Raw genomic sequence first — 25,291 nt, forward strand, 5'->3', positions numbered from 1 at the left:
TACACCTCTATTGTGGATTCTTTTGTTCTAACTTCCACTGCAAGTATGCATTAATGAAACCGTCCAAGTCGCCATCCATGACGCCCTGAACATTAGCTGTTTCAAAATTACTACGATGATCTTTAACCATGGAATATGGATGAAAAACATAGGATCTAATTTGTGATCCCCAACCAATCTCCATTTGATTGCCTTCAAGAGCAGCCTTTTCTTGTGCTTTCTTTTCTTCTTCTAATTCAAAAAGCTTAGCTCGCAACATGTTCATCGCCGTGACACGATTTTGTAATTGTGAACGTTCCGCTTGGCTGGCTACCACGACACCAGTTGGTAAATGAGTAATTCGAACTGCTGAAGAGGTTTTATTAATATGCTGTCCACCAGCACCGCTCGAACGATAAACATCAACTCGCAAATCATCAGTATTGATATCAACCTCAACAGTATCATCTAATTCTGGCATCACATCTACCGAAGCAAATGAAGTATGACGCCGACCCGCTGAATCAAATGGTGATAACCGAACTAAGCGATGAACACCTTTCTCTGAGCGTAAATATCCGTAAGCGTTATGTCCAGTAATGCGAACACTAACACTATTGATACCAGCGACATCCCCAGGTTGATAATCGTCAATTGTAACTTTGAAATTGCGTTGTTCTGCCCAGCGCGTATACATTCGGAGTAACATTGATCCCCAATCCTGAGATTCAGTACCACCAGCACCGGGATGAATTTCCAAAATGGCATTATTTTGATCATATGGGCCATCCAACAATAGTTCTAAACGATAATCTCGCAACAATTGTCCCGTTTCTTCCAACTCCGACTCAAATTCTCCCTGCATTTCAGCATCAAATTCTGTTTCTAAAAGTTCCAGAGTTACGGTTAAGTTATCAACATGATCAGTTAACTTTTTAAAATTATCGTATTTATCTTTTAATAAGTTATTTTCTTCAATAAGAGTTTGTGCCGCATTCTGATCATTCCAAAAATCGGGTTCACCCATCTTCGCTTCGTTAACTGAGATACTTTGACTTAAGCCATCTAAGTCAAAGAGACCCCCTAAAGTCTGCGACTTCTTTTTGCATATTTTCTACTTCATGACGCGCTTCACTTAATTCCATATCAAGCTCCTCTTAAAAAAAGAGCCAGCGATAAACATTGTTCATCCTGAAACTCTTTTTTAATTCATATTATCTTTCTAAGTTTTGACGAATTTCAGATTTCATAAATAGTCGGGTAGCTTCATATTCAATATCTCCAACCATTTCATTGAACATTCGATATCCTTCTTGTTGGTATTCAACAAGTGGGTTCAACTGTCCATATCCACGAAGGCCAACAGACTGACGTAATTGATCCATTGTATCAATGTGATCCGTCCAGTGTTGATCAACAACTCGCAAAATAACAACCTTTTCAAATTCAAGCATTTGTTCTGGATCGTACAATTGCTTTTCCTTTTCAGCATAAACCGCATCGGCACGATCATAGAGATCTTGCTTTATATCTTTAATTGATTTACCTTCGAAATCAGCATTTGAAACTGTATCTTCATTAACCAAAGCAGACTTAGTAAAATCTGTAATCGTGTCTAAATCAAAATCTTTTTTGTTTTGAGTATGTGCATCAACAACTCGGTCAATTGTTCGGTAAGCCATTGGCATGATAACGTCTTTAAGACTCTTATCTTCCATAATAACTTCCTGACGTTCTTTATAGATAACCTCACGTTGAGCGCGCATAACATCATCATATTGAAGAACATTCTTACGAGAATCGTAGTTATTACCTTCAACACGTTTTTGAGCTGATTCAACTTGGCGTGTAATCATTCGACTTTGGATTACAGCATCCTCATCAGCAATTTTCATTCGACTTAACAAGTTCTTGATTCTTTCTGATCCAAAACGAATCATTAAATCATCTTCAAGGGAAAGATAGAACTGTGACATACCTGCATCACCCTGTCGTCCGGCACGTCCACGTAACTGGTTATCAATACGACGTGATTCATGTCGTTCAGTACCAATAACTGCCAATCCACCTAATTCACGAACACCAGGTCCAAGTTTAATATCAGTACCACGACCAGCCATATTAGTAGCAATCGTTACAGCACCTTTTTGACCAGCATTTGTGATAATTTCAGCTTCACGGGCATGATTCTTAGCATTCAAAACAACATGTGGAATATTTTCACGGTCTAACAAACGCGATAAATATTCAGAAGTTTCAACCGCAACAGTACCAATCAATAGTGGTTGTCCTTTTGTGTGCAATGCCTTAATTTCTTTAACAACAGCTGAAAACTTACTTTCCAATGTTGGATAAAGTAAATCAGGACGATCATCACGAGCGATTGGCCTGTTAGTTGGAACCGTAGTTACTTCCATGTTGTAAATTTCACGGAATTCTTCTTCTTCAGTCTTAGCAGTACCTGTCATACCAGAAAGCTTGTGATACATTCTAAACAAGTTTTGGTAAGTAATAGTAGCCATTGTCTTAGCTTCGTCTTGAATCTCAACATGTTCTTTCGCTTCGATTGCTTGATGAAGTCCATCACCAAAACGGCGTCCTTCCATAACACGACCCGTAAATTGGTCAACAATTAACGCTTCCCCATCTTGAACCATATAGTCCTTATCCTTAGACATAATATAGTTAGCACGTAAGGCTTGATCCAGATGATGATTTAATGAAGCATTTTCGACATCATATAGATTATCTTGATTAAAGTACTTTTCTGCTCTACGAATTCCATCTTCAGTCAACGAAATTGATTTAGATTCCCAATCAATATTGTAGTCCTCTTCTGTCAGAGTTTTAACAAACTTATCGGCAATTTCGTACATATGAGCACCTGCCTCACTTTGACCAGAAATGATCAAAGGTGTCCTAGCTTCATCAATTAAAATTGAATCAACCTCATCAATCAGAGCAAAGTTTAGAGGACGTTGTACCATGTCTTCTTTGTAAACAACCATGTTATCACGTAAATAATCAAACCCAATTTCACTATTAGTTGAGTAAGTAATATCAGCATTGTATGCTTCACGCTTTTCTTCTGAGGATTTATCAGTTAAGTTCAGGCCAACAGAAAGGCCAAGCCAGTTATAAAGCTCACCCATTTCAGTGGCATCACGTTGTGCAAGATATTCATTAACCGTAACAACGTGAACACCCTTACCAGCTAAAGCGTTTAGATAAACCGGTAATGTAGCCGTTAAAGTTTTTCCTTCACCAGTACGCATTTCAGCGATGTTACCACCATGTAAAATCATTCCACCCATTAACTGAACATGGAATGGGAAAAGACCTAAAACACGTTTAGCCCCTTCACGAGCTACAGCAAAGGCTTCAACTAAAATATCATCTAATGTTTCACCGTTCTTTAAGCGTTCTTTAAATTCAGGTGTTTTAGCCTGTAATTCTGTATCACTTAAAGCTGCCATTTGATCTTTAAGTGCTTCAATCTGATCAGCTTTTTGATCTAATCTTTTAAGTTCTCTAGAATCACTTTCGACCCATCGTCTTAATATGTTTGCCATTTAAAATGTTCCTTCCAAGTTCATTCTTTAATAAATCATTTGAATTGTTTAATAAATATTACTTAATCATATAGATATACCTATTAATTTTAACATTAAATCCTTGAGAAAAACATCAAATTAACACCGTTTATATTAAGAAACACTTACATTTCTAAGGCAACAAAAAAAAGAGTCATAAGACTCTTTTCATTAATTATTCATCGTCGGATTCAATTAGTCCATAACGACCATCGCGACGTTTATACACAATGTTTACGGATTCTGTTTCAGCATCTTCATAAATAAAGAAGTTGTGACCTAACATATCCATTTGAAGAATAGCTTCTTCGCTATCCATTGGTTTCAAAGAAACTTGTTTGGTACGGACAATATCAAACTTACTTGCATTATCCTCATCATTGCCATCCGCATCAACTGTTAAGTCGGCTGCTGGAACTTCAACACCCTTAAAACCTTTTTCACGTGATTTACGGTTAATCTTGGTCTTATACTTGCGGAGTTGTCTTTCCAACTTATCCGTAACTAGGTCAATGCTAGCGTATAAATCTGGTGAAGTTTCTTCTGCTCGTAAAACTAGATAAGGCAATGGAATTGTAACTTCCACCTTAGCTGTTTTGTCTTGATAAACTTTCAAATTTACATGTGCCTTGGGATTAGCACCTTCATCAAAGTATTTTTCAACTTTACCAATTCTTTTTTGAACATAATCCCGAATTGCATCTGTTACTTCGATATTTTCACCACGTACATTAAAATCAAGCATAGAACTTCTCTCCTTTCGTGTGAACAAGTACCGTTCACTTACCGAAGTATAAGGGACCACTCCACATACTTCTGTACAAATTTATTATAAATGAAAACGCTCTATTTAACAATAAAAAGCCTAATTATCGACATAAAGTTATTGATTCAATACGTTTGGTACCATATTTATGTAACGCATCCCGAGCATGACGGAGTGTGGTCCCGGTGGTATAAATATCATCAACCAATAAAACGCTTTTTTCTCTAAGCTTATTTCTGCTTTCTTCGCAAACCTGAAAGGGGTTATTTCGAGCTATTCGTTCTATCCTAGAGTTCTGGTACTGATGTTTTTGATTATCAGATCGATTACTCACCAAAATATCATTCCAATCAAATTTCGGTGCTAAACCAACAACTTGATTAAATCCACGAGTTAGCCAGGTTGATTTATCAATCGGAATTGGAATGATTAAATCGAATTGATCTCTAATTTGATTTAAATAAGTATATAGCGTTATGGCAAAAGTACTGCCAATTAAATAATCGCCCATAAATTTATATTGATTAAAGAAATCCTTCATACTCTGATCGTACTCAAATAATGCTGTGTTTTTAAACTCATCATTCCAACGCCGACAATCATTACATATTTCAGACTGATTATCTTGCGTTCTTCCACATCCATTACAGCTTTGATCTAGATGTATTTTTTGGAATTTATCCAAACAGTAATCGCAGTCCAATTGTTTATTCAGAGATTTAAAACTAAGTATCTGCGTTAAAGTTAATTTCTGGCTGGCATCTCGCTTACACAGCTGACAAATCAATCTTCCACCTTCATTCGATTCATTTTCTTTATTTGAGCAATAGCTGTATTAATCTGTTTGGTTCTAACCTCACAGGCTGCCCATACATTTCCATCAGGTCGTTCTTTACTTCTTCCAGCTCGGCCTGCTATTTGAACTAACGCAGCTGAAGAATAAATATTGTCATCTGATCCAATAATTAATATATCAATTTTGGGTAGTGTAACCCCTCGTTCCAAAATAGTCGTCGTTAATAATCCATCGACTTCGCCAGAACGCATTAATTGAACTTTTTCATGCCGTTGTGGATCTTTGGAGTGGACTGGTTCAATTTTCAAGTCTGGAAATTTCTTACTTATAACATTGTGAATTAGGGGTAATTGTCGGATTCGGGGAACGAAAATTAGAAAACGACGCTTATTACTTTTTTGCAGTTGCAGAAATCTTCGTAAAACAGGAAAAATATATCCTTTAGTAATTTTCTTTTCCCATCCAAAGCTCAACTTCACCATTATTTCCGGTAGCTTAAATCCATGAAAACGACGCGGTAAATAACTTACGGACAAATCCCCATTTTTGACATCATTCAGTAATTTCTGATCTGGTGTTGCCGTTAAATATATAGTCGTCCCCTGTAATTTACGGGCTTTGTGAATAGCAAAATGCAACGCTGCATTCCCTGCCAACGGAAAAGCATCAACTTCATCAACGATCAACAAATCAAAGGCTCCTCGAAATCTAAGTAACTGATGTGTAGTACAAATTGTTAGCTGCCGATACCGATACTTCATTTCAGTCTTACCGTGCAACAATACTATTTCTAATCCTGGAAAAGAAGCTTGCAAGCGAGGAAATAGCTCAATACAGACGTCTACTCTTGGAGAAGCAATACAAACTCTATGACCTAACTTCAATGCATGTGCAACTCCTTCAAACAACATCTCCGTTTTGCCAGCACCTGTAACCGCCCATAGTAATCGATTATTTTGCTGATTAATGCTTTCAATAATGTTTCTTGAACACCGTTGTTGAGCATTGGTCAGTTGTCCTTGCCATGCTAAATAATCCACTCCCTTTTTAAACTTATTTGGCTCTGCAATGGTCCCCAAGTTTACCAAACTGGATATTCGGCCCAATTGAATACAATTTCGGCAATAAACTTCATTTCTAGGCAATAAACCTGATTGATAGACAAACTTAGTTGCACATCGATTACATTGGTATCGACTATTATCTAATTTGGTAACGCCTGGTCTTAAATCACATTCAAATGAATGATTGTCTCTAGATAAAATAATCTCTCGTCCATAAAATTGCTCTTTATCATCTTCCACCATATAATTAACTTACGCATTAAAAAGGAGTTTGCTTTATGACAACATTCTTTTCAGTATCAGATTCCAATGAATCAACTCAAATAATTAAAAAATCTGAATTCATTACCACTGTGGTGCCTATCAAAGATGAAGAAGACGCACAATCTAAAATCAATCAAATTAGTGATCAATATGCAAAAGCAAACCATCACTGTTTCGCTTATTTACTGGGCAATCATCAAGAAATCCAGCGTTCTTCTGATAATGGTGAACCATCAGGAACAGCCGGAGTTCCCATTTTAGAAGTTTTAAAGAGAGAACACATGACTAACCTTCTTGTAGTTGTGACCAGATTTTTTGGTGGTATTAAATTAGGGGCCGGAGGTTTAATTCGCGCATATGGTTCTTCCACTTCCCAAGCACTCACTGAATCGCACAAAGTTGCTTTAATCAAACAAGTCGAGTTAAAAATTCATCTGGATTATAATCAAAACGATCAATTAAATTATTGTTTGAATCAAGTTAATGTCCAACCGCAACAAACAGACTACGACACTAGAGTTACTACAACCGTTTTGGTCGATGAAACCAATCTAGAAAACTTTAAACAACAGTTAATTGAACTTTTTAACGGCAATATCCAAATTGAACAACTTGAAGAAGTAACTACTAGTAAACCAACAGAATAAATAAAAGGCCATGATTCTAAGAATCATGACCTTTTTTGTTAGATTTACGATGTCTAGCTAACCGACTTTGCGTTATACCAGTTTCATCCTGTTCTTCTTTTAAATGAATACTGTCTGATTTTGAAGTGTTAGAACTTACAATTTTTCGAATTCCATTTAATAATGGGGTTCGATTTTCACCCACTAATCCAATCGCTTCAACAAATAACTCAATTCCAATTAAAATTCCGACAGTTAGGAGTACGGAACCCCAAAGTGTTGAAATCGGATAAAGTAATGCGATAAATGAAAAAATTAGTGAAATCCCATAAATAACCAGAACTGTTTGACGATGTGTTAATCCCATTTGCATTAAACGGTGATGAAGATGACGTTTATCAGCGTGAGAAATGGGCTCCCGATTTAGCATTCTTCTGAGCATGGCATAAAGCGTGTCTGTAATTGGCACACCTAGAATCATAACCGGGATTAAAACCGAAATGAATGTAGCATTCTTTAGCCCTGATAATGAAAATACGGAGATCATAAAGCCAATAAACAATGCTCCAGTATCTCCCAGATAGATTCGAGCTGGGAAAAAGTTATAAGGCAAGAAACCAATCTCTGCTGCAACTAAAGTAAAAATCATAATAACAACATAAATATTAGTTGAAGGTAAGAAAAACATTCCAGTAAATCCGGTGGTAAAAAGTGCAATAATCGATACCCCTGTTGCTAACCCATCTAATCCATCAAGCAGGTTAATCGCATTCGTAATGGCTGCAATCCAAAGTAGCGTAATTGGCAATCCCCATAATCCAAGTTGTACTGTTCCAAAGAATGGAATAGTCAACGTGGTCAGCTGTACTTTAGCTACAAAATATACTTCCACAGCTGCTAGCAGAATTCCTAGCATTTTTTGACGTGGCTTTAATTCAAAAATATCATCAATAATACCGGTGGTTACAATAATACACTCACCAATAAACAATCCCCAGACTTGCCAACTTAATCCTAATAATAGATCTCCTTGTGGCATCTGATCCCTTAATAAAAGTAACAGTGCCACATTAAATGCAATAAAGATTGCGAGTCCACCCATCGTTGGCATTGGGACTTTATTAACCCGTCGAGCATTGGGCTGATCAACTGCTCCAACCCAAAACGACAGTCTTCGGACAAAGGGAGTTAGCACAGCGGAAATTAACATGGTCGCAAATAAACTGACTATAATTTCAAAACGCATTTTCTTCCTCTTTCCACGTATTCCAATTTAACATCCATTATACCTAATTATTTAAACTCTACACAAGTTTATCTAAAGGAAATCCTTTGAACTTAAGGAAACTAAAAGAACTAACAAAAAACCACATCTCAGAATTCCTGAAATGTGGTAGATAGACAAATTTATTTCAAATGATAATTGTAAGTTGAAACAATAATATTCTCACGTGAATTTAGTGAAGCCCTTAAACGTAAACCAGTTTGGTTATGCAAAATGTTTTGCCATGGTCGCCGTGGAACAAATTGTGGTACCAAGACTGTCGTTGTGTAATTTCTTTCAGAGGCTCGCTTAGCGATAACATCACAGAAACGTAAGGTTGGATTAGTGATTGAACGATATGAAGAATGAATATCAACAAATCGAACATCAGGATACTCTGCCTTAAATTCCATAGCTGTCTTATGTTCCTTTTCAGGATCAGCATCAAAAGAAACGTGCATAGCAATAACATAATCACCAATAGAACGTGCATAATTAATTGCTCCAGCAGTCACTTGAGTTACATTACTTACCAACACAATAACGGTTGAGCCATCGTATTCATGTAATTTAACTGTACCTTTTTCAATTACTCGAAGTTGTTCCGCAACGGCATCATAATGTTTACGAATCCTATAGAACATTCTGAGTAAGAGTGGCATAACGATGAAATAAGGCCACACATTTGAAAAATGTTGTAACAGTAAGAAAATAACTAGTCCAAATGACAGGAAAGCTCCTAAGAAGTTCGCTGAAGCCTTCATGATCCAATTCTTACCCTTTTCACGACGCCAGTGAACAATCATTCCCGATTGTGAAAGTGTAAATGGAACAAAAACACCAATTGCATAAAGTGGAATCAATAAACCAGTTTGACCGTTAAAAATCAAAATCAATACAATGGCACCTGCAGCTAATGAAATAATTCCGTTTGAGTAACCTAAACGATCTCCACGGTCCATGTAAGCATGAGGCATAAATTTATCTTTAGCTAAATTGTATGCCAACATTGGGAAAGCTGAAAATCCAGTATTTGCGGCAACCGCTAAAATCATAGCAGTTGATAATTGTAAGATATAATATAAAACTCCATGTCCGAAGACTGTCTCACCAATTTGTGAAAGTACCGTTTGCGAAGCGCTTGGTACAATTCCACTGTAGTAAGCCAAGAATGTAATTCCGGCAAAGAAGATTCCTAAAATCAAAGACATAATTGTCAATGTTGCTGCAGCGTTTTTACGCTTTGGCTTTTTGAAGTTAGGAACCGCATTACTGATAGCTTCAACCCCAGTTAGAGATGAAGATCCAGAAGATAGCGCACGGAAGAATAACCAAATTGTCATTCCCGGAACTCCACTACCAACAGCTGCAGCGGCATGATAGACCGCTCTACCAGTAACGATATTGAATAATCCAAAACCAATCATCCCGGTAATGACAAGGATAAATAGGTAAACCGGGAATGTTAGAAAACTAGCTGATTCACGCATTCCACGTAAATTCAAAGCCATAATTCCCAAAACAATCAAAATTGATATACCTACTTGATAAGGATGTAGAGCGGGAATTGCTGAAGTAATTGCTTCAGTTCCAGAAGTCACACTAACGGCCACAGTCAACATGTAATCAACCAATAATGACCCACCAGCAACTAGTCCAGCTGAAGTACCCCAGTTCTGACTAGCAACCACGTATGCCCCACCACCAGATGGATAAGCATGAATGATTTGACGGTAAGAAACCGTAATTGCAAATAATAGGACTAAGACAATCAATGCAACTGGAATAGCATACCATGTAGCAGCCGCTGAAAGTACAATCAAGACTGACAAGATCTGTTCAGTACCATAAGCAATAGATGACAACGCATCTGAAGAAAGCAATGCTAAAGCTTTAAATCTAGTTAAAGCTGAGCCACCTTCATCTAAAGTTCTTAATGGTTTCCCAATTAAGATTCTTTTTAAATAAGAAAACATTTCCCTATCTCCATTTCAACAAATAGTATTACCTAAATGGAATGTTAAAACATGACATCAAAACATGTCAAACACTCGCTAATCTTTAAAATTCATCATTAGTAGATAATACCACAATATGACACCAAAAAGACCTAAAACAATTATTTGTTCTAGGTCTTTGATTAGTTCATTTAAGTTCAAGTTCTACATCATACCGCCCATGCCTGGGTTAGCAGGTGCTGCAGGTGCAGGATTGTCTTCTGGCTTGTCAGCAACTACAGCTTCAGTTGTTAATAATAGAGCTGAAACACTAGCAGCATTTTGCAATGCTGAACGAGTTACTTTAGTTGGATCAACAATTCCGGCTTCAATCATATCAACCCATGAATTGTCAGCGGCATTGTAACCGAATCCTTCTTTTTCACCCTTTAGACGAGTTACGATTACTGATCCTTCTTCACCAGCATTCTCAGCAATTTGACGAACTGGTTCTTCAAGGGCACGACGTACAATATTAACACCTGTTAATTCGTCGCCTTCAGCTTTAATATCATCTAGTGCACTAATAACATTAACTAATGCTGTACCACCACCAGGAACGAATCCTTCTTCGACAGCGGCACGTGTAGCATTCAAAGCATCTTCAATACGGTACTTCTTTTCTTTTAGTTCAGTTTCAGTAGCAGCACCAACGCGAACAACTGCAACTCCACCAGCTAATTTAGCTAAACGTTCTTGTAACTTTTCTTTATCAAAATCAGAAGTTGTTTCTTCGATTTGTTGTTTGATAGTTGCAACACGTTCAGCAATTTGTTCTTTGCTACCTGATCCTTCAACGATGGTGGTGTCATCTTTAGTAACTGTAACTTTGTTTGCTTGACCTAATTGTTCCAAAGTTGCGTCCTTAAGGTTCAATCCTAAGTCATCAGTAATAACAGTACCACCAGTTAAAATAGCGATATCTTCCAATTGGTCCTTACGACGATCACCAAAGCCTGGAGCCTTAACAGCAACGACGTTAAATGTTCCTCGCATCTTGTTCAATACCAATGTTGGAAGAGCTTCACCAGTAATATCATCAGCAATAATCAAAAGTGAACGACTTTGTTCAACAACAGATTGAAGAAGCGGCAAGATATCTTGGATATTTCCAATCTTCTTATCTGTAATCAAGATGTATGGATTATCTAAATCCGCTTCCATCTTGTCGTTATCAGTAACCATGTATTGTGACATGTAACCACGATCAAATTGCATCCCTTCAACTACATCAAGGTTTGTATCAACACCACGTGATTCTTCGATTGTAATTACACCATCATTGCCAACTTTTTCCATTGCATCGGCGATTAACTTACCAACTTCTGGATTTGCTGAAGAAATTGAAGCAATTTGTGCAATGTCATCCTTAGTCTTAACTTCGTGAGACATCTTGTGTAAGCCTTCAACAGCCTTCTTTGTTGCTTCTTCAATACCACGACGAATGCCAACAGGGTTTGCACCGGCTGTGACGTTCTTCATACCTTCATTTACAATTGCTTGTGTCAAAACGGTAGCAGTAGTTGTACCATCACCAGCAATATCATTAGTCTTTGAAGCAACTTCAGAAACTAACTTAGCACCCATATTTTCAAAGTGATCTTCAAGCTCGATTGATTTAGCAATCGTAACACCATCATTTGTAATTGTTGGTGAACCATATGATTGTTCCAACACAACGTTACGTCCTTTAGGACCAATTGTTGACTTAACTGTATCAGCTAGTTGATCAACACCTTTTAACATCTTTGTACGCGCATCTTCTGAAAACTTAATCTCTTTTGCCATTATTTTTTCACCTCAACATTTTTAAAAATTAGTCTACAACTGCAATCAAATCTTTTTCATGTACAACTAAATATTTTTGATTATCATAAGAAACTTCAGTTCCTGCATATTTGTCATAGAGTACTTTATCGCCAACCTTAACAGTCATTGGAACTTTTTGACCATTTTCTAATACTTGGCCTTCACCAACGGCAACAACTTTTCCGGTTTGTGACTTCTCTTTTGCATTACTTGCTAAGACAATGCCACCTACTGTTTGTTCTTCCTCTTCTTGAGCTTCTAAAACAACTCGATCTGCTAATGGTTTTAACACGTAAAATCCCTCCAAATATTTTTATTATTTAGCACTCCAATTACTTAAGTGCTAATTACAATGAATACTATAATCATTTCTAAAAAAGATTGCAAGTTTTTTTGACCATTCTTAACCAAATATATTTTTATTGTGTTTAGCGGTTATGATATACTGTCAAAAACAAAGGAGTTTATCATGAAATTAGCTAAAAGTTCGATTGCCATATTATTTTCTTATCTAGTGATTTTTTTACTACCATCACTTCTAAATAGTATTTTTAATATTAAAAATATCATCATTTCTGTACAAACCTGGGATTACTTAATCGGTGCTATTGTGTTAGCAACTCTTCTGTACTTCACTAAAGAAAAAAATTCGATTGATTCAAATAAAAATGGAATTGATAATGTTGTTATCTGGGGATTCATTGGATTATTCTTGGCTTTGCTAATCCAATTTGCAATTAGTTTTATTTTGATTTTAACTAAACAGAATCCTGCATCTGAAAACACAGCTCAACTATTAACCCTAACTAAAGCATCTCCATTCTTTATTTTAACAATTGTTATCGGAGCACCAATCATGGAAGAAATTGTCTTTCGAAAAGTTATATTTGGTAATTTAAACAAATTGATGGGTTGGGACAAGAGTTCTGTGGGCATTACGATGTCTGCCATTATCTCTAGTTTAGCCTTTGCATTAATGCATCAGGATGGCCACATTTTCATGTATGCAACGCTGGGATTATTATTCTGCTGGATATACCGCAAAACCGGACGAATTCAAACGACAATGATTTCTCATATCTTGATGAATACATTCGTTGCATTGCCTGTGTTGTTTAAGTGATTGTATAAAAATAAGCTTCAGACTGTTTTAGTGGCTGGAGCTTTTTTGTTAGTTTTAAATTTATGATGTAGATGGAATGACCTTGATTTTGTTTATTGCTCAAAACCCTATTCTATTCTGAAACGCGCTCCACCAACCAGCCTTCTCCGTTTAGCTACACCATCACAACTATCCCAAAACCGGATAATTGTGATGCTTATGCTAATACTCGAAGACTCCCGGTTTGTTTCGCGCCCTTATTTAAAACGTGCTCCCAATGTCTGTCTTCTCCGCTTTGCTACGAAAAGAGACCATTCCATAACCCGGAATAGTCTATTTCCTATGCAATGCTCAAAGACAAATCAACATTGCTCACACTCTTATTTGTGTCCTATCGCATAAATCAAGTTTTGAAGTTCACTAGTTAGATCCACATTTTGAACTGATATATTATTTGGAACTGCTAAGCGTTCAGTGGTGAAGTTCATAATGCCACTGATGCCAGCTTCAACTAGTTCATCTGTGATTTCTTGAGCAGCATCGGTTGGAACCGTCAGAATTGCTACATCTGTTTTATGCAACTTAATTTGCTCTTTTAAATTATCCATCGCAAAAACTTCGACTTCGCCCTCTTTGGTTCCGATTACTGACGGGTTAACGTCAAACGCTACTCCGATGCGAACGTTACTACTCTTGTGAAAATTAAAATTAAGTAGTGCGTGTCCAAGATGTCCCACGCCGACCAGTGCGACTGTAGTTTGAACATCTTGATCTAATATGTCTTTAAAGAAACCTAATAACTCTTTGACATCATATCCATAACCACGCCGACCCATTTGACCGAAATGTGAAAAATCTCGCCTGATGGTTGCTGAATCAATTTTAAGCAAATCTGCCAATTCACTAGACGATATTTTTAACGTCCCACGATTATATAGTTCGGTTAAAAAGCGATAGTAAAGTGGTAAACGTTTTGTGGTTGCAACTGGAATTTTATCCGTCATTTTTAGAGCTCCTCCAAAAATAAATCCTATTCAGCAATGATTTTCAGTAAATCATCAACTAATTTGAGACCTTGTTCTTTATCAGTAATGTAGTTGGTTAAGACAACTAATCCACGTTTCAAATTTGTATTAAAAACGATTAACGCGGTTGAACTAGTTGCATATAATGTATCTTGATTATACCGTTTCCATCCCAATGTTTGTCCATCTTTCTCCAACTTACCTAATACATCGAAGATTTGTGGATCAAGTACTTCTTTACCCTGATAATTACCACGGTTGATCAACATCTCCGTAAAAACAGTTACGTCATTCAATGTTGAGAATAATCCAGCATGACCGCTTTCCCCGTTTAGAATCAAAGCCAATGGATCTTCAACTTGACCCTGAATTTGTCCACGACGAGCATCTTTTCTTGTTGGTACAAATCGAATCTTTGGACGATTCAAATTATATCCGGTATTCGTCATAGCCATTGGATACAAAACATGATCTTGAACTCCGCGATCAAGAGACCCGTCAATAGTTCTTAAAATCAATCCTAATACAATCGTATTGAGTGGTGATGGTTGTACTTTTTCACCAGGTTCAAAATCAGTTTCAATGTTATATAAAGCATCCATGAATTCCAAACCAGTCATATTTTCAGCATTATCGATTGCAACTGGTAAACCACTTGTATGCATAAGTAAGTTTCCAATATTAATTTTTTCATCTGAAAAGCCAGGTAAGAATTTAACGATTGGATCTTTTAATCCAACTTCACGGACAGCCAATAGTTGAAAAATCCGACTGCTGGTAGCAATAACTTCTGTTAGTGATCCCAAATCATAAATCATGGAAGGATCCAAATTGATTGCTAATTCGTCAGCGCCCTGGACGCCTTCAAAACGACTTTCAATTCTCTTTGAATCAATCAAGCTGTATGACGCACCGTAAATCATCTTTTGATCAATTGCTGTTTGTACTACTTGATGAACTGCTTCAAATTTCTTACTCATCTTACATCCTCCGTCTAACGTACTGCATCAGGTTCCCAATCAAATTCTAGGCTAGGATCAGCATTTAAAGTTAAATCAGCACTCTCACCATGTTGCATTGCAACATAACCTGCTGCCCCAATCATAGCACCATTATCGCCGCAAAGTTTAAGCGGGGCTTTAACAAAATCTAGTTCTGGTAAATCTTTTTTAATCATTGAGTCTAAAGTTTCTCGAAGTCCCTGGTTTGCAGCAACTCCGCCAGCCAAGATCAATTGCTTAATATCTAATTGTTCACATGCTCTTTTAGTTTTAGATACAATCACGTCCACAACACTCTGTTGGAAACTAGCTGCTAAATCTTTACGATCTAGTTCTTCACCAATTTGGTCAGCGTGGTGAACAGTATTGATAAAAGCACTCTTTAATCCACTAAAACTAAAGTCAAAGTTATCATCATGCTCCATTGCTCTTGGAAAATTGAACGTATCATGACCCTGATGAGCTAATTCATCAATATTTTTACCAGCAGGATATTTCATTCCCAAAACGCGACCAATTTTATCGTAAGCTTCTCCAGCGGCATCATCTCTTGTTTCTCCGATGATTTTGAAGACATTTTCAGCTGGCATATATACTAATTCTGTATGACCACCTGATACTAGTAAAGCTAAAGAAGGAAATACAATTGGCTTAACGAAACGAGCAGCATAGATGTGTCCTGCCATATGATTAACTGGAATTAATGGTAAGTTATGCGCATATGCAAACGACTTAGCTGCAGATACACCCACTAGCAATGCTCCCACTAGTCCAGGACCATAAGTAACAGCAACTGCATCTAAATCATCAGGCTCAACAGCAGCTTTTTTTAGTGCTTGGTCGATTCCCAACGTAATTTGCTCAATATGATGACGACTAGCAACTTCAGGTACCACACCGCCAAATCGTTGATGGCTATCAATTTGTGTAGCAATAAAATTAGAAAGAATTTCATTGCCATTCTTAACGACAGCTACACTGGTTTCATCACAACTTGATTCAATAGCTAATATTAATTTACTTGTTCCCATGGTAGCCTCCTCGCCACTTAGATAGATCCAAACTCATATCGATTGCATCTTCATGATCGCCAAAATAGTAGCGTTCCTTAACGCCAACTTTTTCAAAGCCAATTTTCAAATACAATGCTTGAGCGTTATGGTTGCTCCTACGAACCTCTAAAGTTAAAGTGCGATACTCAATAAATTGCGCTTTTTTGATAATAGCTTCAATTAAGAAAGCTCCCAATCCACGGTTCTGAAAATCGGGCAGAACCGCAACGTTAGTAATGTGAGCTTGCTTTAAGCGATCATCAAACGAAGCACCGATAAATCCAATCAACTGATCATTTTTTCGAATCACAAGGTATAAACGATCACTTTTACGTCTCAACTCATTAGCAAAAGCAGTTCGATCCCATGGAGTTAATCCATCATAGACCGCACGTTCAACCCCTAAAATTTCAGGGATATCTGGAAACATCGCTTGTGCAACAAAATAAGATTCACCTTCAATTTCAACAATATGGTGTTTAATTTCGAAAGCTTCTTCGCGTAATCGTCTAGTGCGATTTAACAAATTTTGTTTAATCCAATTAGTCAATCTGTCTAACATATGATCCACTTCTAACATCGTTTGGGTGTTGATCCTTCCAATTTCGTTCAGCTTCAGTAACTCGCAAATATTGAGGAACCGCCGTATAAACATTTTCTAATTCATTCTTCTTTAAGCCCATTAGACCAAGAAAATAAGCATTAGGCAATGCATTCCAACCATCTAAATGACTGCTAGGTACTACTAAAGTGTTTTCAATCGATTCTCTAAAATCCTCAAAATCAGTCGTTATAAAATTAACGGGCTTTCCAATTTGGTTGATATGATTTAAAAGATCTTCAAAGCTGATATGCTGATCTTCAACTAATGTTGTAAGTTTCGATCCCTTTTTCTCATATATACCTGCAAAAACATTACCTTGGCGAGCGTTGAAAAATGGTGCCACAATCCCGTCCTGAGTGTCATTCTGAGCTAATAACGCTAGGCTAGAAACACCTATTAATTCAGCATTAACCGCATAAGCCAATGTTTTAGCTGTAGTAACTGCAATTCTCAATCCAGTATATGAACCCGGGCCTTCAGCAACCACAATTCGATCAATATCATTAATATCTAATCCACTAGTTTTAATAGTTTGATCAATAATTGGCATCAATTGACTGCTGTGATTTCTTTTTATATTAGTAGTTTGAGTTGCAAGTAAATGTTCGTTATCTAAAACTGCAACTGATAGTGCAACATTTGACGTATCAAACGCTAAAATTTTCATGTCATTAACTCCCTTTTTTCCATGGTTAATCTTATCATAAAAAAGTTCAATGCAAACAAATTTACCTACAATAAATCAGAGTGTGAATCCACGCGGGGTATTTTGAATATTACAAACAAAAAGAGTTCTGCGAACGATGTCCGACAAAACTCTCGTTAAATTTAATTATTTACGATCATCGTAGCCATTTGGATGTGTTTGAGTCCACTTCCAAGCAGTTTTGATAACTTCTTTTACATCGTCATATTGGGGATTCCAATTTAAAACTGTACGAGCCTTTTTGCTAGCAGCAATCAATGAATCGGGATCGCCAGGGCGACGTGGTGCAATCTTAGCAGGAATCTTTTCGCCAGTTGCTTCACGAGCAGCTTCAACCATTTGCTTAACAGAAAATCCAGTTGATGAGCCTAAATTAAATACATCACTTTCATTACCATCCTTCAAATACTTGATAGCCAAAATATGTGCGTCAGCTAAATCTACAACATGAACGTAATCGCGAACATTAGTACCATCCGGAGTGTTGTAGTCATCACCATAGATAGAAAGTTCATCACGTTTGCCCAATGCAACTTGTAGAATGATTGGTGTCAAATGAGTTTCAGGGCCATGATCTTCACCAATTGAGCCATCTGGCCAAGCACCAGCAACGTTAAAGTAACGTAAAGCAACAAACTTAATACCATAAGCTTTGTCAGCCCAACGAATAATTTTTTCCATCATTAACTTGCTTTCACCATAAGGATTGATAGGATCTTGACGATCACTCTCTTCAATTGGTGATTTTTCAGGAACGCCATAAGTAGCAGCAGTTGATGAGAAGATGATACGTTTAACATTATGATCACGCATTTCTTCAAGAAGTGCTACCATACCAGCTGTATTATTATCAAAATACTTAAGTGGTTTTTCCATAGATTCTGGGACAATTGAGAAAGCAGCAAAGTGAACAACTGTATCGATACTTTCTTGATCAAAAACCTGCTTTAAGAATGCATGATCTCGAATATCACCTTCATAAAACTTAGCACGTGTATCAACCGCAGCACGATGACCAGTGGATAAATTATCAGCAACGATAACTTCTTCATTTTGGTCAGCTAATCTTTTCACCATGTGTGAGCCAATATAACCGGCTCCACCAACTACTAATATACTCATTATTGTTCCTCCATTAATTAAGATAGGTTTAGTTTACACTAACCGGGGTTGCCATTCAATTTCAGCTTCACAATATACTTCGTCATTCACTAAAACTTGATGCAAAGTTCGTTTCGAATCATCGTCACTTTCAATTGATCTAACCACACTTTGAACCATCTGTTCCGGCTGAACTTCACGATGATAGCGAATATTAATCATAACTGGAAATTCTTCCGTTAACCATTGGTCATCAACCGTATTTAACATCCATTCAAAGTAACGGGCATTATTCACATGATGATTAGCATCAATATCAAAATAACGAACCGCATACTTTTGATCAAAAATAGGTTCACTATCCGTTGAAGCAACTTTTGGTAAACGAACAATTCGTTTCACTGGTTCTGATTCATAGGGGCCAATAACTTCTGGTAATAATTTACTCATTTTACGAGTCGTTCGATTCATCAATACGAAGATTGAAGTAACTCGCACAATTTCTTCACCATTTTCGTCAGAGATCCAAAAATCACGTTGGCAGAAGTAATCATTATGGTTAACCGCTTCTGTTCCGACTTCGACAACCTCATCGATACTTGGAAGACGTTTAACATTTATAACGTATTGAGTAACAACCCAGCCCAAGCCAGTTGGGTCAACAACATCGCTACCGACATTTAAAGCTTCACTTTGATCTTCTGAAGCCAAAATCATAATATTCATTAACATCGGAATTGTAGCCTTACCGGTTTGATCGCCTTCGTAATATGTAATTCGATGTTTTTCGGTAAACTTTTTTCCTGCCATGCTATGACTCCTTTAAATTATGATAGATTTGATAAACTTCTTGCTTAGCTAATCCACGTAACTTAGCCACTCGTTTAATAGCTTCATTAGTTTTTATATCTTCTGTTTTAAGAATAAAATCAACATGGTCTGAAACTGATAATTTCTCCCAACTTTGATCCTCAACTTCTGGATTTAAATTACGATCCAAAATAATCACAAACTCACCGCGAACTTCATTTTCGCTAATCCATTCATTGACATCTTGTAAATTGCCACGAATAAATTCTTCGTAACGTTTAGTTAACTCGCGGGCAAGTACTACCTGTCGATCAGGTCCAATGACTTCTAGCATATTCTTAATCGTTTTTGTTAGTCGATGAGGTGCTTCATAAAAAATGATTGCAATCGGACTATTTTTCAATTCCGCCAAAGTGTCTTTTTGTTCCTTAGGCTTACGAGGTAAAAAGCCATAAAATTCAAATGGTTGTGGTACAAGTCCTGATGCAATTAAAGCCGTTAAGCCTGCGTTAGCCCCTGGCAACGGCACTACAGTTAAATGCTCTTCAATTGCTGCTTTAACCAATTCTTGTCCTGGATCACTAATGGACGGCATCCCCGCATCAGAAACCTGTGCTAAATTCTGTCCCTGTTTCAACAAACCTAATACTTCAGGAATTCGCTCACTCGTATTGTGTTCATGAAAACTAAGTTGCTTAGTTTCAATTTCAAAATGATTAAGTAACTTCTGAGTATTACGAGTATCTTCGGCTAAAATCAAATCAACATCTTTTAAAATGTTGACTGCTCGAAATGTCATATCCTCCAGATTACCAATTGGAGTAGGAACTAAATAAAGTGTTCCAGTTGCATGTTCTTTAAAACTCTGTTGCGTTTGCATTGTTCTTCCTACCGATCTCCATAAATAACTGTCAGACAAAATGCACATTCTTCATCATTTTTACGATGCTTTCCAAACCATTCATTACAAATATGATAACCACTGGCATATAGCTTTTCGAGATTCTTTCGTGACTTAGAGAGGCCATGCTTGGTATTGTGCTGATTCTTTTTATCATTATCTTTAACTTGTTCGAGACGTTCTCTTAAATGTTGATTTTCAATTTTTAATTCAGCATTTTCTTCTAAAACATCTACCATCGAGTTTTGAACCTGTTGCAAACGTTCTAATAACGCTGCTGCCTCTTGACTAATAGTTGACAACTCTGCGTATAAATCCTGTTCTGCCACGTTTACCCCTCCGATTCAAATAAATTACATAGTTTAATAGTGGTACTTTCTAATATATTTTGAAAATTAATATTTGATGCTAATTGGCCACGCATTTGTAAAACCAGGTCAAGTGCTGCAATGATAGTTTGTACTGAGTGACGTTCAGCAATTACTGTAAATTGATTACTCTGATCTGGAAAACTTAAATGTTGATCACTAACCTTTATCTCCAATAAATCACGTGGAAATAACGTTAAGAAATCAATTAGTTTTTCTTGATGAAATCGGTCACTCCCAAGGTTTAGTAAACGAGTCTGAACTAGTACAAAACTGTTTCGATCACCCTTCACTACTGCATTAAACCAATCTTTTAATCCAGTATAGGTGTTTTGCAACCAATCATTTTCCAATAGTAGCTCTACTTCTGCCTGACTGTTTGTAATCTTGGTTGTAGCAGTCACAATATTACTCGGAACACCCAATTCAATAAACTGTTGCTCAAGTTGCTTTGCATTAAGTGGTTTTAAATCAATGACTTCTGTTCGCGAAACAATCGTTGGCAGCATCAAGTTCTTATTATCTGACAAAAGAAATGCTGTTACATTTCCGACGGGCTCTTCAATAAACTTCAACAAACTGTTTGCTGCACCACTAGTCATTTTATGTGCTTCTGAAATGATAAATACTTTTTGGGAGCTTTCAACACCACTTTTAGAAAACTCTGATTTTAAAAATCGAACTTGATCAACTTTTATCGATTGTCCATCTGGTTCAATCACAAACACATCAGGATGTTGGTTTTCATTGATACGAACGCACTCTTGGCATTCATTACATGGAAAGCCATTCTGTAAGTTGATACAAAAAAGGCGCTTTGCAACCCACTTTGCAACCGCCAACTTTCCTAGTCCGCTCTCACCTGTTAGTAAGTAAGCATGCGATAACTGGTTCTTTTCAATAATTCTTTTAAATTGATCAATAACAGTGCCCTGTTTGGTCAAAATATCATTATCAATTTCGGTCATATTATCCTCTAGAAGTGCATGAATTGATCAACTGGTAGTACAAAGACGGTCGCACCACCGACCTGAACTTTAACTGGATAAGAAGTAGTACCTTCCATTCCACCATCAAGGTTAACTGGTGGTGTCATAAATTCGTCACGAGTATGGCTGGCATCTTTAATTAGTTGTAAAACTTCGTCAATTCGTTCTTCTTCGATACCAATCATAAAAGTCGTATTACCGGCTTGAAGAAATCCACCAGTAGTTGATAACTTGGTTGCACGAACGTTTTGATCAACAAATGCGTCACTTACTCTATTTGCATCTTTATCTTGCACAATTGCAATAATTAATTTAGTAGCCATACTTCCACCAATCCTCTCATTATCTATGTTGATTTAAATACTCTGTAATAATTGTCTGCACTTCTTTTTCGACTTGTTCTAAATCCTGACTAGCATCTACTAGTTTGATTCGTTCTGGATATTCCTGTGCTAAATCTAGGTAGGCAGCACGAACCTTTTTATGAAAGTCTAAAGCCTCCAAATCAAGGCGATTCACTTCATCAGTTCGGTGAGTCATAATGCGCTTAATTCCAACTTCTGAGGGGACATCCAAATAAATGGTTAAATCTGGAAGTAATCCTTCGGTTGCAAACAAGTTCATTTGATATACAGCATCGGTTCCGATTTCTCGGCCGGCACCTTGATATGCAATTGAGCTATCCACAAATCGATCACAAAAAACTACCTGATTGTTATCTAAAGCTGGAATCACTTTTTCAATTAAATGTTGGCGCCGAGCTGCGGCATAAAGCAATGCCTCTGTCCGTCGATCCATCTTCGTATTAGCCTTATCTAAAATAATACTTCGAATCGCTTCTGAAATGGGATTACCACCCGGTTCTCTTGTAACAACCAATTGATTATTAAGTTGGGATTCAAAAATACTTACCATATCTTTTAGAACCGTTGTTTTGCCGGCCCCATCTGGTCCTTCGAATGTAATAAACTGTCCACTCACGCTCTACTACCTACCCAACAAAAAATATTTTTAACTGTATTTTATTCTACTTTAGAAAATGAACCCTGTCTATTAAGTAAAACAGAATCAAGATACTTCAACGTGTTACTTTTATAGAAGCTTTTCCGCTTTTAAGCAGTTGGAACATCATCCTTATTTAATAAATTAATATTTTCGCCTTGTTCTTGTTTCATTTCGATATGCTTCTCGCCCCAAACACATAGTTGGTTTAAAACTACACTGAGACTCTCACCGTAGTCAGTTAGCGAATATTCAACTCGTGGTGGAATCTGGCTATAAACTTCACGATGAACAATTTGATCTTCCTGTAGTTCCCTTAGTTGTTGAGTTAACATCTTCTGCGTGATATTTGGTATTGCTCTTCTTAATTCACTGGTTCTTAAAGCCCCGTGTCTTAAATGGCATAAAATAATCGGTTTCCACTTTCCACCAATTACTTCCATCGTTGCTTCAACGCCAATATTATATGTTTTTTGCATTTTACTAACCTCCAAAACGCTAATAAATCAAAATGTTTCAAAAAGGTACCTATAGCACTTTAAAGTAGGTAATTGTGCTTTTGATACGTACTAGTATACTAGTTTTCATCACTTAAAAAAACTAAGGAGGCTATATATTTTGGCTCAAAAGAAAATTTCACCCGGTTTGACTCTTGCTGCACTCGCGATTAGTGCTTTTTCAATTGGCTCAACCGAATTTATCAGTGTTGGATTAATTCCACTACTAGTCAAAAGTTTCAGCATTTCAGTTTCACAGGCTGGTCTAACCGTTTCGATTTACGCTCTCGGAATCACGTTTGGTGCTCCACTCTTAACTATCTTAACTGGAACATGGGATCGAAAGCGTCTAATGATTGTAATTATGATTACCTTCATCATTGGTAACATTGTTTCAGCAATTGCACCCAGTTTTATAATTTTGCTACTCGGTCGAATCATCGCATCACTCGCTCATGGAATATTTATGTCAATTTCCTCTGTCATTGCGGCTGATGTTGTGGTTCCATCAAAACGTGCCAGTGCTATTTCAATTATGTTTACCGGCCTCACTGTAGCAACCGTTACTGGTGTACCACTAGGAACCTTCATTGGACAGCACACATCGTGGCACTGGTCATTTATCTTTATTTCTATTATTGGTTTAATCGGATTAGTAGCTAACTACTTCTTAATCCCAAATGGTCTACCAATTCCAGGCAAATCAAACCTGGCCGGATTTGGTCGTGTTTTGAAAAATCCATCTATTCTACTTGCACTATTAATTACTGCGTTTGGATATGGTGGAACCTTCACTGCTTACACTTTCCTAACACCCATCTTAGAAAACAGTCTTGGCTTTTCAGCAACTACAGTAGTTATTATCCTAATCGTCTACGGACTCATGGTTGCAATTGGTAACACGCTAGGTGGGCGTTTAGCCAACCACAATCCTGTAAAAGCTTTGATTTATATGTTCCTTGGTCTAGCAATCGTGTTATTGCTGCTCTTCGTAACTGTACATTTCAAATATCTTGGACTAATTAGCGTTTTATTAATGGGCTTCTTTGCCTTCATGAATGTTCCCGGATTACAGCTATATATCGTTCAATTAGCTGAAAAATATACTCCCAAAGATATTAGTTTTGCTTCTTCTTTGAATATTTCAGCATTTAATATTGGAATTTCACTTGGATCTCTAATCGGCGGACAGGTTACTAACAATCTTTCCGTAACATTAACACCAATATTCGGTGCTCTTATGGTATTTATTGCTATTGTCATGACTATGTATTTACAAAAACGCGAAAAGTAAAAATAATAGCGCCAACCAAGTTATCTACAAGTAACTTGATTGGCGCTATTATTTTTACTTACATTTCTGTTCGGCCCTCGACCGCTTTATAAAGTGTCATTTGATCAGCATATTCAATATCACTACCAACCGCTAGCCCGTGAGCTAATCTGGTAACCTTCACACCTGAAGGCTTAACTAAACGAGCAATATACATAGCTGTTGCTTCACCTTCTGGAGTTGCATTTGTAGCAATAATCAATTCTTTAATAGCTTCATTTTTTTGTAGTCGCGTAAGTAAACTAGTGATATTAATATCCTCTGGTCCCTTACCTTCCATTGGAGAAAGAACACCGTGAAGTACGTGATACAAGCCATGGTATTCTTTCATTTGTTCCATCGACATAACATCTTTTGAATCTTCAACTACAAGGACAATGTCTTGTTTCCGCGACGGATCTGAGCAAATTTCACATGGGTCATCTTCCGTAATATTTCCACAAATACTACAAAATTGTAAATCCCGTTGAGCAGCAATAAGTGACTTTGCAAAATCAGTTACATCGTCGCCCTGCATATCAAGTGTGAAGAATGCCAAACGTGTCGCTGTTTTATATCCAATACCAGGCAACTTCATAAAGCTATCAATTAACTTGGCAATCGGTTCTGGATACTGCATAATCTTCCTCTTTTCGTCGGAAA

Annotated in this window: 26 protein-coding genes; 3 read left to right on the top strand and 23 right to left on the bottom strand. The window is 37.1% G+C overall.

Annotated features, from left to right (window positions below):
- Positions 1-7 precede the first annotated feature (7 nt).
- The 5 genes from prfB to IV88_RS02380 all read right to left on the bottom strand — a co-directional run bounded on the left by prfB (position 8) and on the right by IV88_RS02380 (position 6,441).
- A protein-coding gene (gene prfB / locus IV88_RS02360) for a peptide chain release factor 2 (RefSeq protein ID WP_147165225.1) occupies positions 8-1,124 on the bottom strand; the annotation gives its coding sequence in 2 pieces (ribosomal slippage) (positions 8-1,051 and positions 1,053-1,124; 1,116 coding nt in all).
- Positions 1,125-1,193: 69 nt separating this feature from the next.
- A complete protein-coding gene (gene secA, locus IV88_RS02365; RefSeq protein WP_057798344.1) occupies positions 1,194-3,551 on the bottom strand; it encodes a preprotein translocase subunit SecA in 2,358 nt (785 codons plus the stop codon).
- Between the two features lie 196 nt (positions 3,552-3,747).
- A complete protein-coding gene (gene hpf / locus IV88_RS02370; RefSeq protein ID WP_057798346.1) occupies positions 3,748-4,317 on the bottom strand; it encodes a ribosome hibernation-promoting factor, HPF/YfiA family in 570 nt (189 codons plus the stop codon).
- Between the two features lie 124 nt (positions 4,318-4,441).
- A complete protein-coding gene (locus IV88_RS02375; protein ID WP_147165227.1) occupies positions 4,442-5,023 on the bottom strand; it encodes a ComF family protein in 582 nt (193 codons plus the stop codon).
- A gap of 98 nt (positions 5,024-5,121) precedes the next feature.
- On the bottom strand, positions 5,122-6,441 hold the full coding sequence (locus IV88_RS02380; RefSeq protein WP_057798349.1) for an ATP-dependent helicase ComFA: 1,320 nt from the start codon (positions 6,439-6,441) through the stop codon (positions 5,122-5,124).
- 35 nt (positions 6,442-6,476) lie between these two features.
- On the opposite strand from IV88_RS02380, the gene IV88_RS02385 reads away from it, so the two are divergent.
- Complete coding sequence (locus IV88_RS02385; protein WP_057798351.1) at positions 6,477-7,109, top strand: YigZ family protein; 633 nt, start codon at positions 6,477-6,479, stop codon at positions 7,107-7,109.
- A gap of 16 nt (positions 7,110-7,125) precedes the next feature.
- On the opposite strand, the gene IV88_RS02390 is transcribed toward IV88_RS02385, so the two are convergent.
- From IV88_RS02390 to groES, 4 genes are all read right to left on the bottom strand, one after another.
- Positions 7,126-8,334: a glycosyltransferase family 4 protein gene (locus tag IV88_RS02390; RefSeq protein ID WP_057798353.1), complete on the bottom strand. Its 1,209-nt coding sequence runs from the start codon at positions 8,332-8,334 to the stop codon at positions 7,126-7,128.
- Positions 8,335-8,495: 161 nt separating this feature from the next.
- Positions 8,496-10,328 (bottom strand): APC family permease, encoded by a 1,833-nt coding sequence (locus tag IV88_RS02395; protein ID WP_057798357.1) that lies wholly within the window; start codon positions 10,326-10,328, stop codon positions 8,496-8,498.
- A gap of 186 nt (positions 10,329-10,514) precedes the next feature.
- On the bottom strand, positions 10,515-12,137 hold the full coding sequence (gene groL, locus IV88_RS02400) for a chaperonin GroEL (RefSeq protein ID WP_057798359.1): 1,623 nt from the start codon (positions 12,135-12,137) through the stop codon (positions 10,515-10,517).
- Between the two features lie 28 nt (positions 12,138-12,165).
- Entirely contained in the window at positions 12,166-12,450 is a 285-nt protein-coding gene (gene groES, locus IV88_RS02405; RefSeq protein ID WP_057798362.1) for a co-chaperone GroES, read from the bottom strand.
- Positions 12,451-12,627: 177 nt separating this feature from the next.
- On the opposite strand from groES, the gene IV88_RS02410 reads away from it, so the two are divergent.
- Complete coding sequence (locus IV88_RS02410) at positions 12,628-13,281, top strand: CPBP family intramembrane glutamic endopeptidase (RefSeq protein WP_057798364.1); 654 nt, start codon at positions 12,628-12,630, stop codon at positions 13,279-13,281.
- Between the two features lie 359 nt (positions 13,282-13,640).
- Here IV88_RS02410 and IV88_RS02415 read toward each other — a convergent pair whose 3' ends face one another.
- From IV88_RS02415 to IV88_RS02475, 13 genes are all read right to left on the bottom strand, one after another.
- Positions 13,641-14,264, bottom strand: a complete 624-nt coding sequence (locus tag IV88_RS02415) for a redox-sensing transcriptional repressor Rex (RefSeq protein WP_057798366.1) — start codon at positions 14,262-14,264, stop codon at positions 13,641-13,643.
- 26 nt (positions 14,265-14,290) lie between these two features.
- A complete protein-coding gene (locus tag IV88_RS02420) occupies positions 14,291-15,265 on the bottom strand; it encodes a serine hydrolase domain-containing protein (RefSeq protein ID WP_057798368.1) in 975 nt (324 codons plus the stop codon).
- 14 nt (positions 15,266-15,279) lie between these two features.
- Positions 15,280-16,317, bottom strand: coding sequence for a tRNA (adenosine(37)-N6)-threonylcarbamoyltransferase complex transferase subunit TsaD (tsaD, locus tag IV88_RS02425; protein WP_057798370.1), 1,038 nt, complete (start codon positions 16,315-16,317; stop codon positions 15,280-15,282).
- Positions 16,304-16,900: a ribosomal protein S18-alanine N-acetyltransferase gene (rimI, locus tag IV88_RS02430; RefSeq protein ID WP_057798372.1), complete on the bottom strand. Its 597-nt coding sequence runs from the start codon at positions 16,898-16,900 to the stop codon at positions 16,304-16,306. The genes tsaD and rimI overlap by 14 nt, the downstream gene beginning before the upstream one ends.
- Positions 16,881-17,609: a tRNA (adenosine(37)-N6)-threonylcarbamoyltransferase complex dimerization subunit type 1 TsaB gene (tsaB, locus tag IV88_RS02435; protein ID WP_057798373.1), complete on the bottom strand. Its 729-nt coding sequence runs from the start codon at positions 17,607-17,609 to the stop codon at positions 16,881-16,883. Before tsaB ends, rimI begins: the two co-directional genes overlap by 20 nt.
- Positions 17,610-17,774: 165 nt before the next feature.
- Positions 17,775-18,770 (bottom strand): UDP-glucose 4-epimerase GalE, encoded by a 996-nt coding sequence (galE, locus tag IV88_RS02440; RefSeq protein WP_057798375.1) that lies wholly within the window; start codon positions 18,768-18,770, stop codon positions 17,775-17,777.
- A 33-nt stretch (positions 18,771-18,803) separates the two neighbouring features.
- Positions 18,804-19,559: an acyl-[acyl-carrier-protein] thioesterase gene (locus tag IV88_RS02445; protein WP_057798377.1), complete on the bottom strand. Its 756-nt coding sequence runs from the start codon at positions 19,557-19,559 to the stop codon at positions 18,804-18,806.
- A gap of 1 nt (position 19,560) precedes the next feature.
- Positions 19,561-20,439, bottom strand: a complete 879-nt coding sequence (gene rsmI / locus IV88_RS02450; protein ID WP_057798379.1) for a 16S rRNA (cytidine(1402)-2'-O)-methyltransferase — start codon at positions 20,437-20,439, stop codon at positions 19,561-19,563.
- A gap of 8 nt (positions 20,440-20,447) precedes the next feature.
- Positions 20,448-20,789, bottom strand: coding sequence for a DNA replication initiation control protein YabA (locus tag IV88_RS02455; RefSeq protein WP_057798381.1), 342 nt, complete (start codon positions 20,787-20,789; stop codon positions 20,448-20,450).
- Between the two features lie 2 nt (positions 20,790-20,791).
- Complete coding sequence (holB, locus tag IV88_RS02460; protein ID WP_057798383.1) at positions 20,792-21,796, bottom strand: DNA polymerase III subunit delta'; 1,005 nt, start codon at positions 21,794-21,796, stop codon at positions 20,792-20,794.
- A gap of 8 nt (positions 21,797-21,804) precedes the next feature.
- The gene (locus IV88_RS02465; protein ID WP_057798385.1) at positions 21,805-22,140 is read right to left on the bottom strand and encodes a cyclic-di-AMP receptor; all 336 of its coding nucleotides are present in this window, start codon (positions 22,138-22,140) and stop codon (positions 21,805-21,807) included.
- A gap of 19 nt (positions 22,141-22,159) precedes the next feature.
- Positions 22,160-22,798, bottom strand: a complete 639-nt coding sequence (tmk, locus tag IV88_RS02470; RefSeq protein WP_057798387.1) for a dTMP kinase — start codon at positions 22,796-22,798, stop codon at positions 22,160-22,162.
- A gap of 131 nt (positions 22,799-22,929) precedes the next feature.
- Complete coding sequence (locus IV88_RS02475) at positions 22,930-23,298, bottom strand: winged helix-turn-helix transcriptional regulator (protein WP_057798389.1); 369 nt, start codon at positions 23,296-23,298, stop codon at positions 22,930-22,932.
- Between the two features lie 139 nt (positions 23,299-23,437).
- Between IV88_RS02475 and IV88_RS02480 the strand changes: the two genes are divergently transcribed.
- Entirely contained in the window at positions 23,438-24,610 is a 1,173-nt protein-coding gene (locus IV88_RS02480; RefSeq protein ID WP_057798391.1) for an MFS transporter, read from the top strand.
- A gap of 58 nt (positions 24,611-24,668) precedes the next feature.
- On the opposite strand, the gene recR is transcribed toward IV88_RS02480, so the two are convergent.
- On the bottom strand, positions 24,669-25,268 hold the full coding sequence (gene recR / locus IV88_RS02485; protein WP_057798393.1) for a recombination mediator RecR: 600 nt from the start codon (positions 25,266-25,268) through the stop codon (positions 24,669-24,671).
- Positions 25,269-25,291: the final 23 nt, after the last annotated feature.

This window comes from Pediococcus argentinicus (genome assembly GCF_001437605.1).
Taxonomy (GTDB): Bacteria; Bacillota; Bacilli; order Lactobacillales; family Lactobacillaceae; genus Pediococcus; species Pediococcus argentinicus.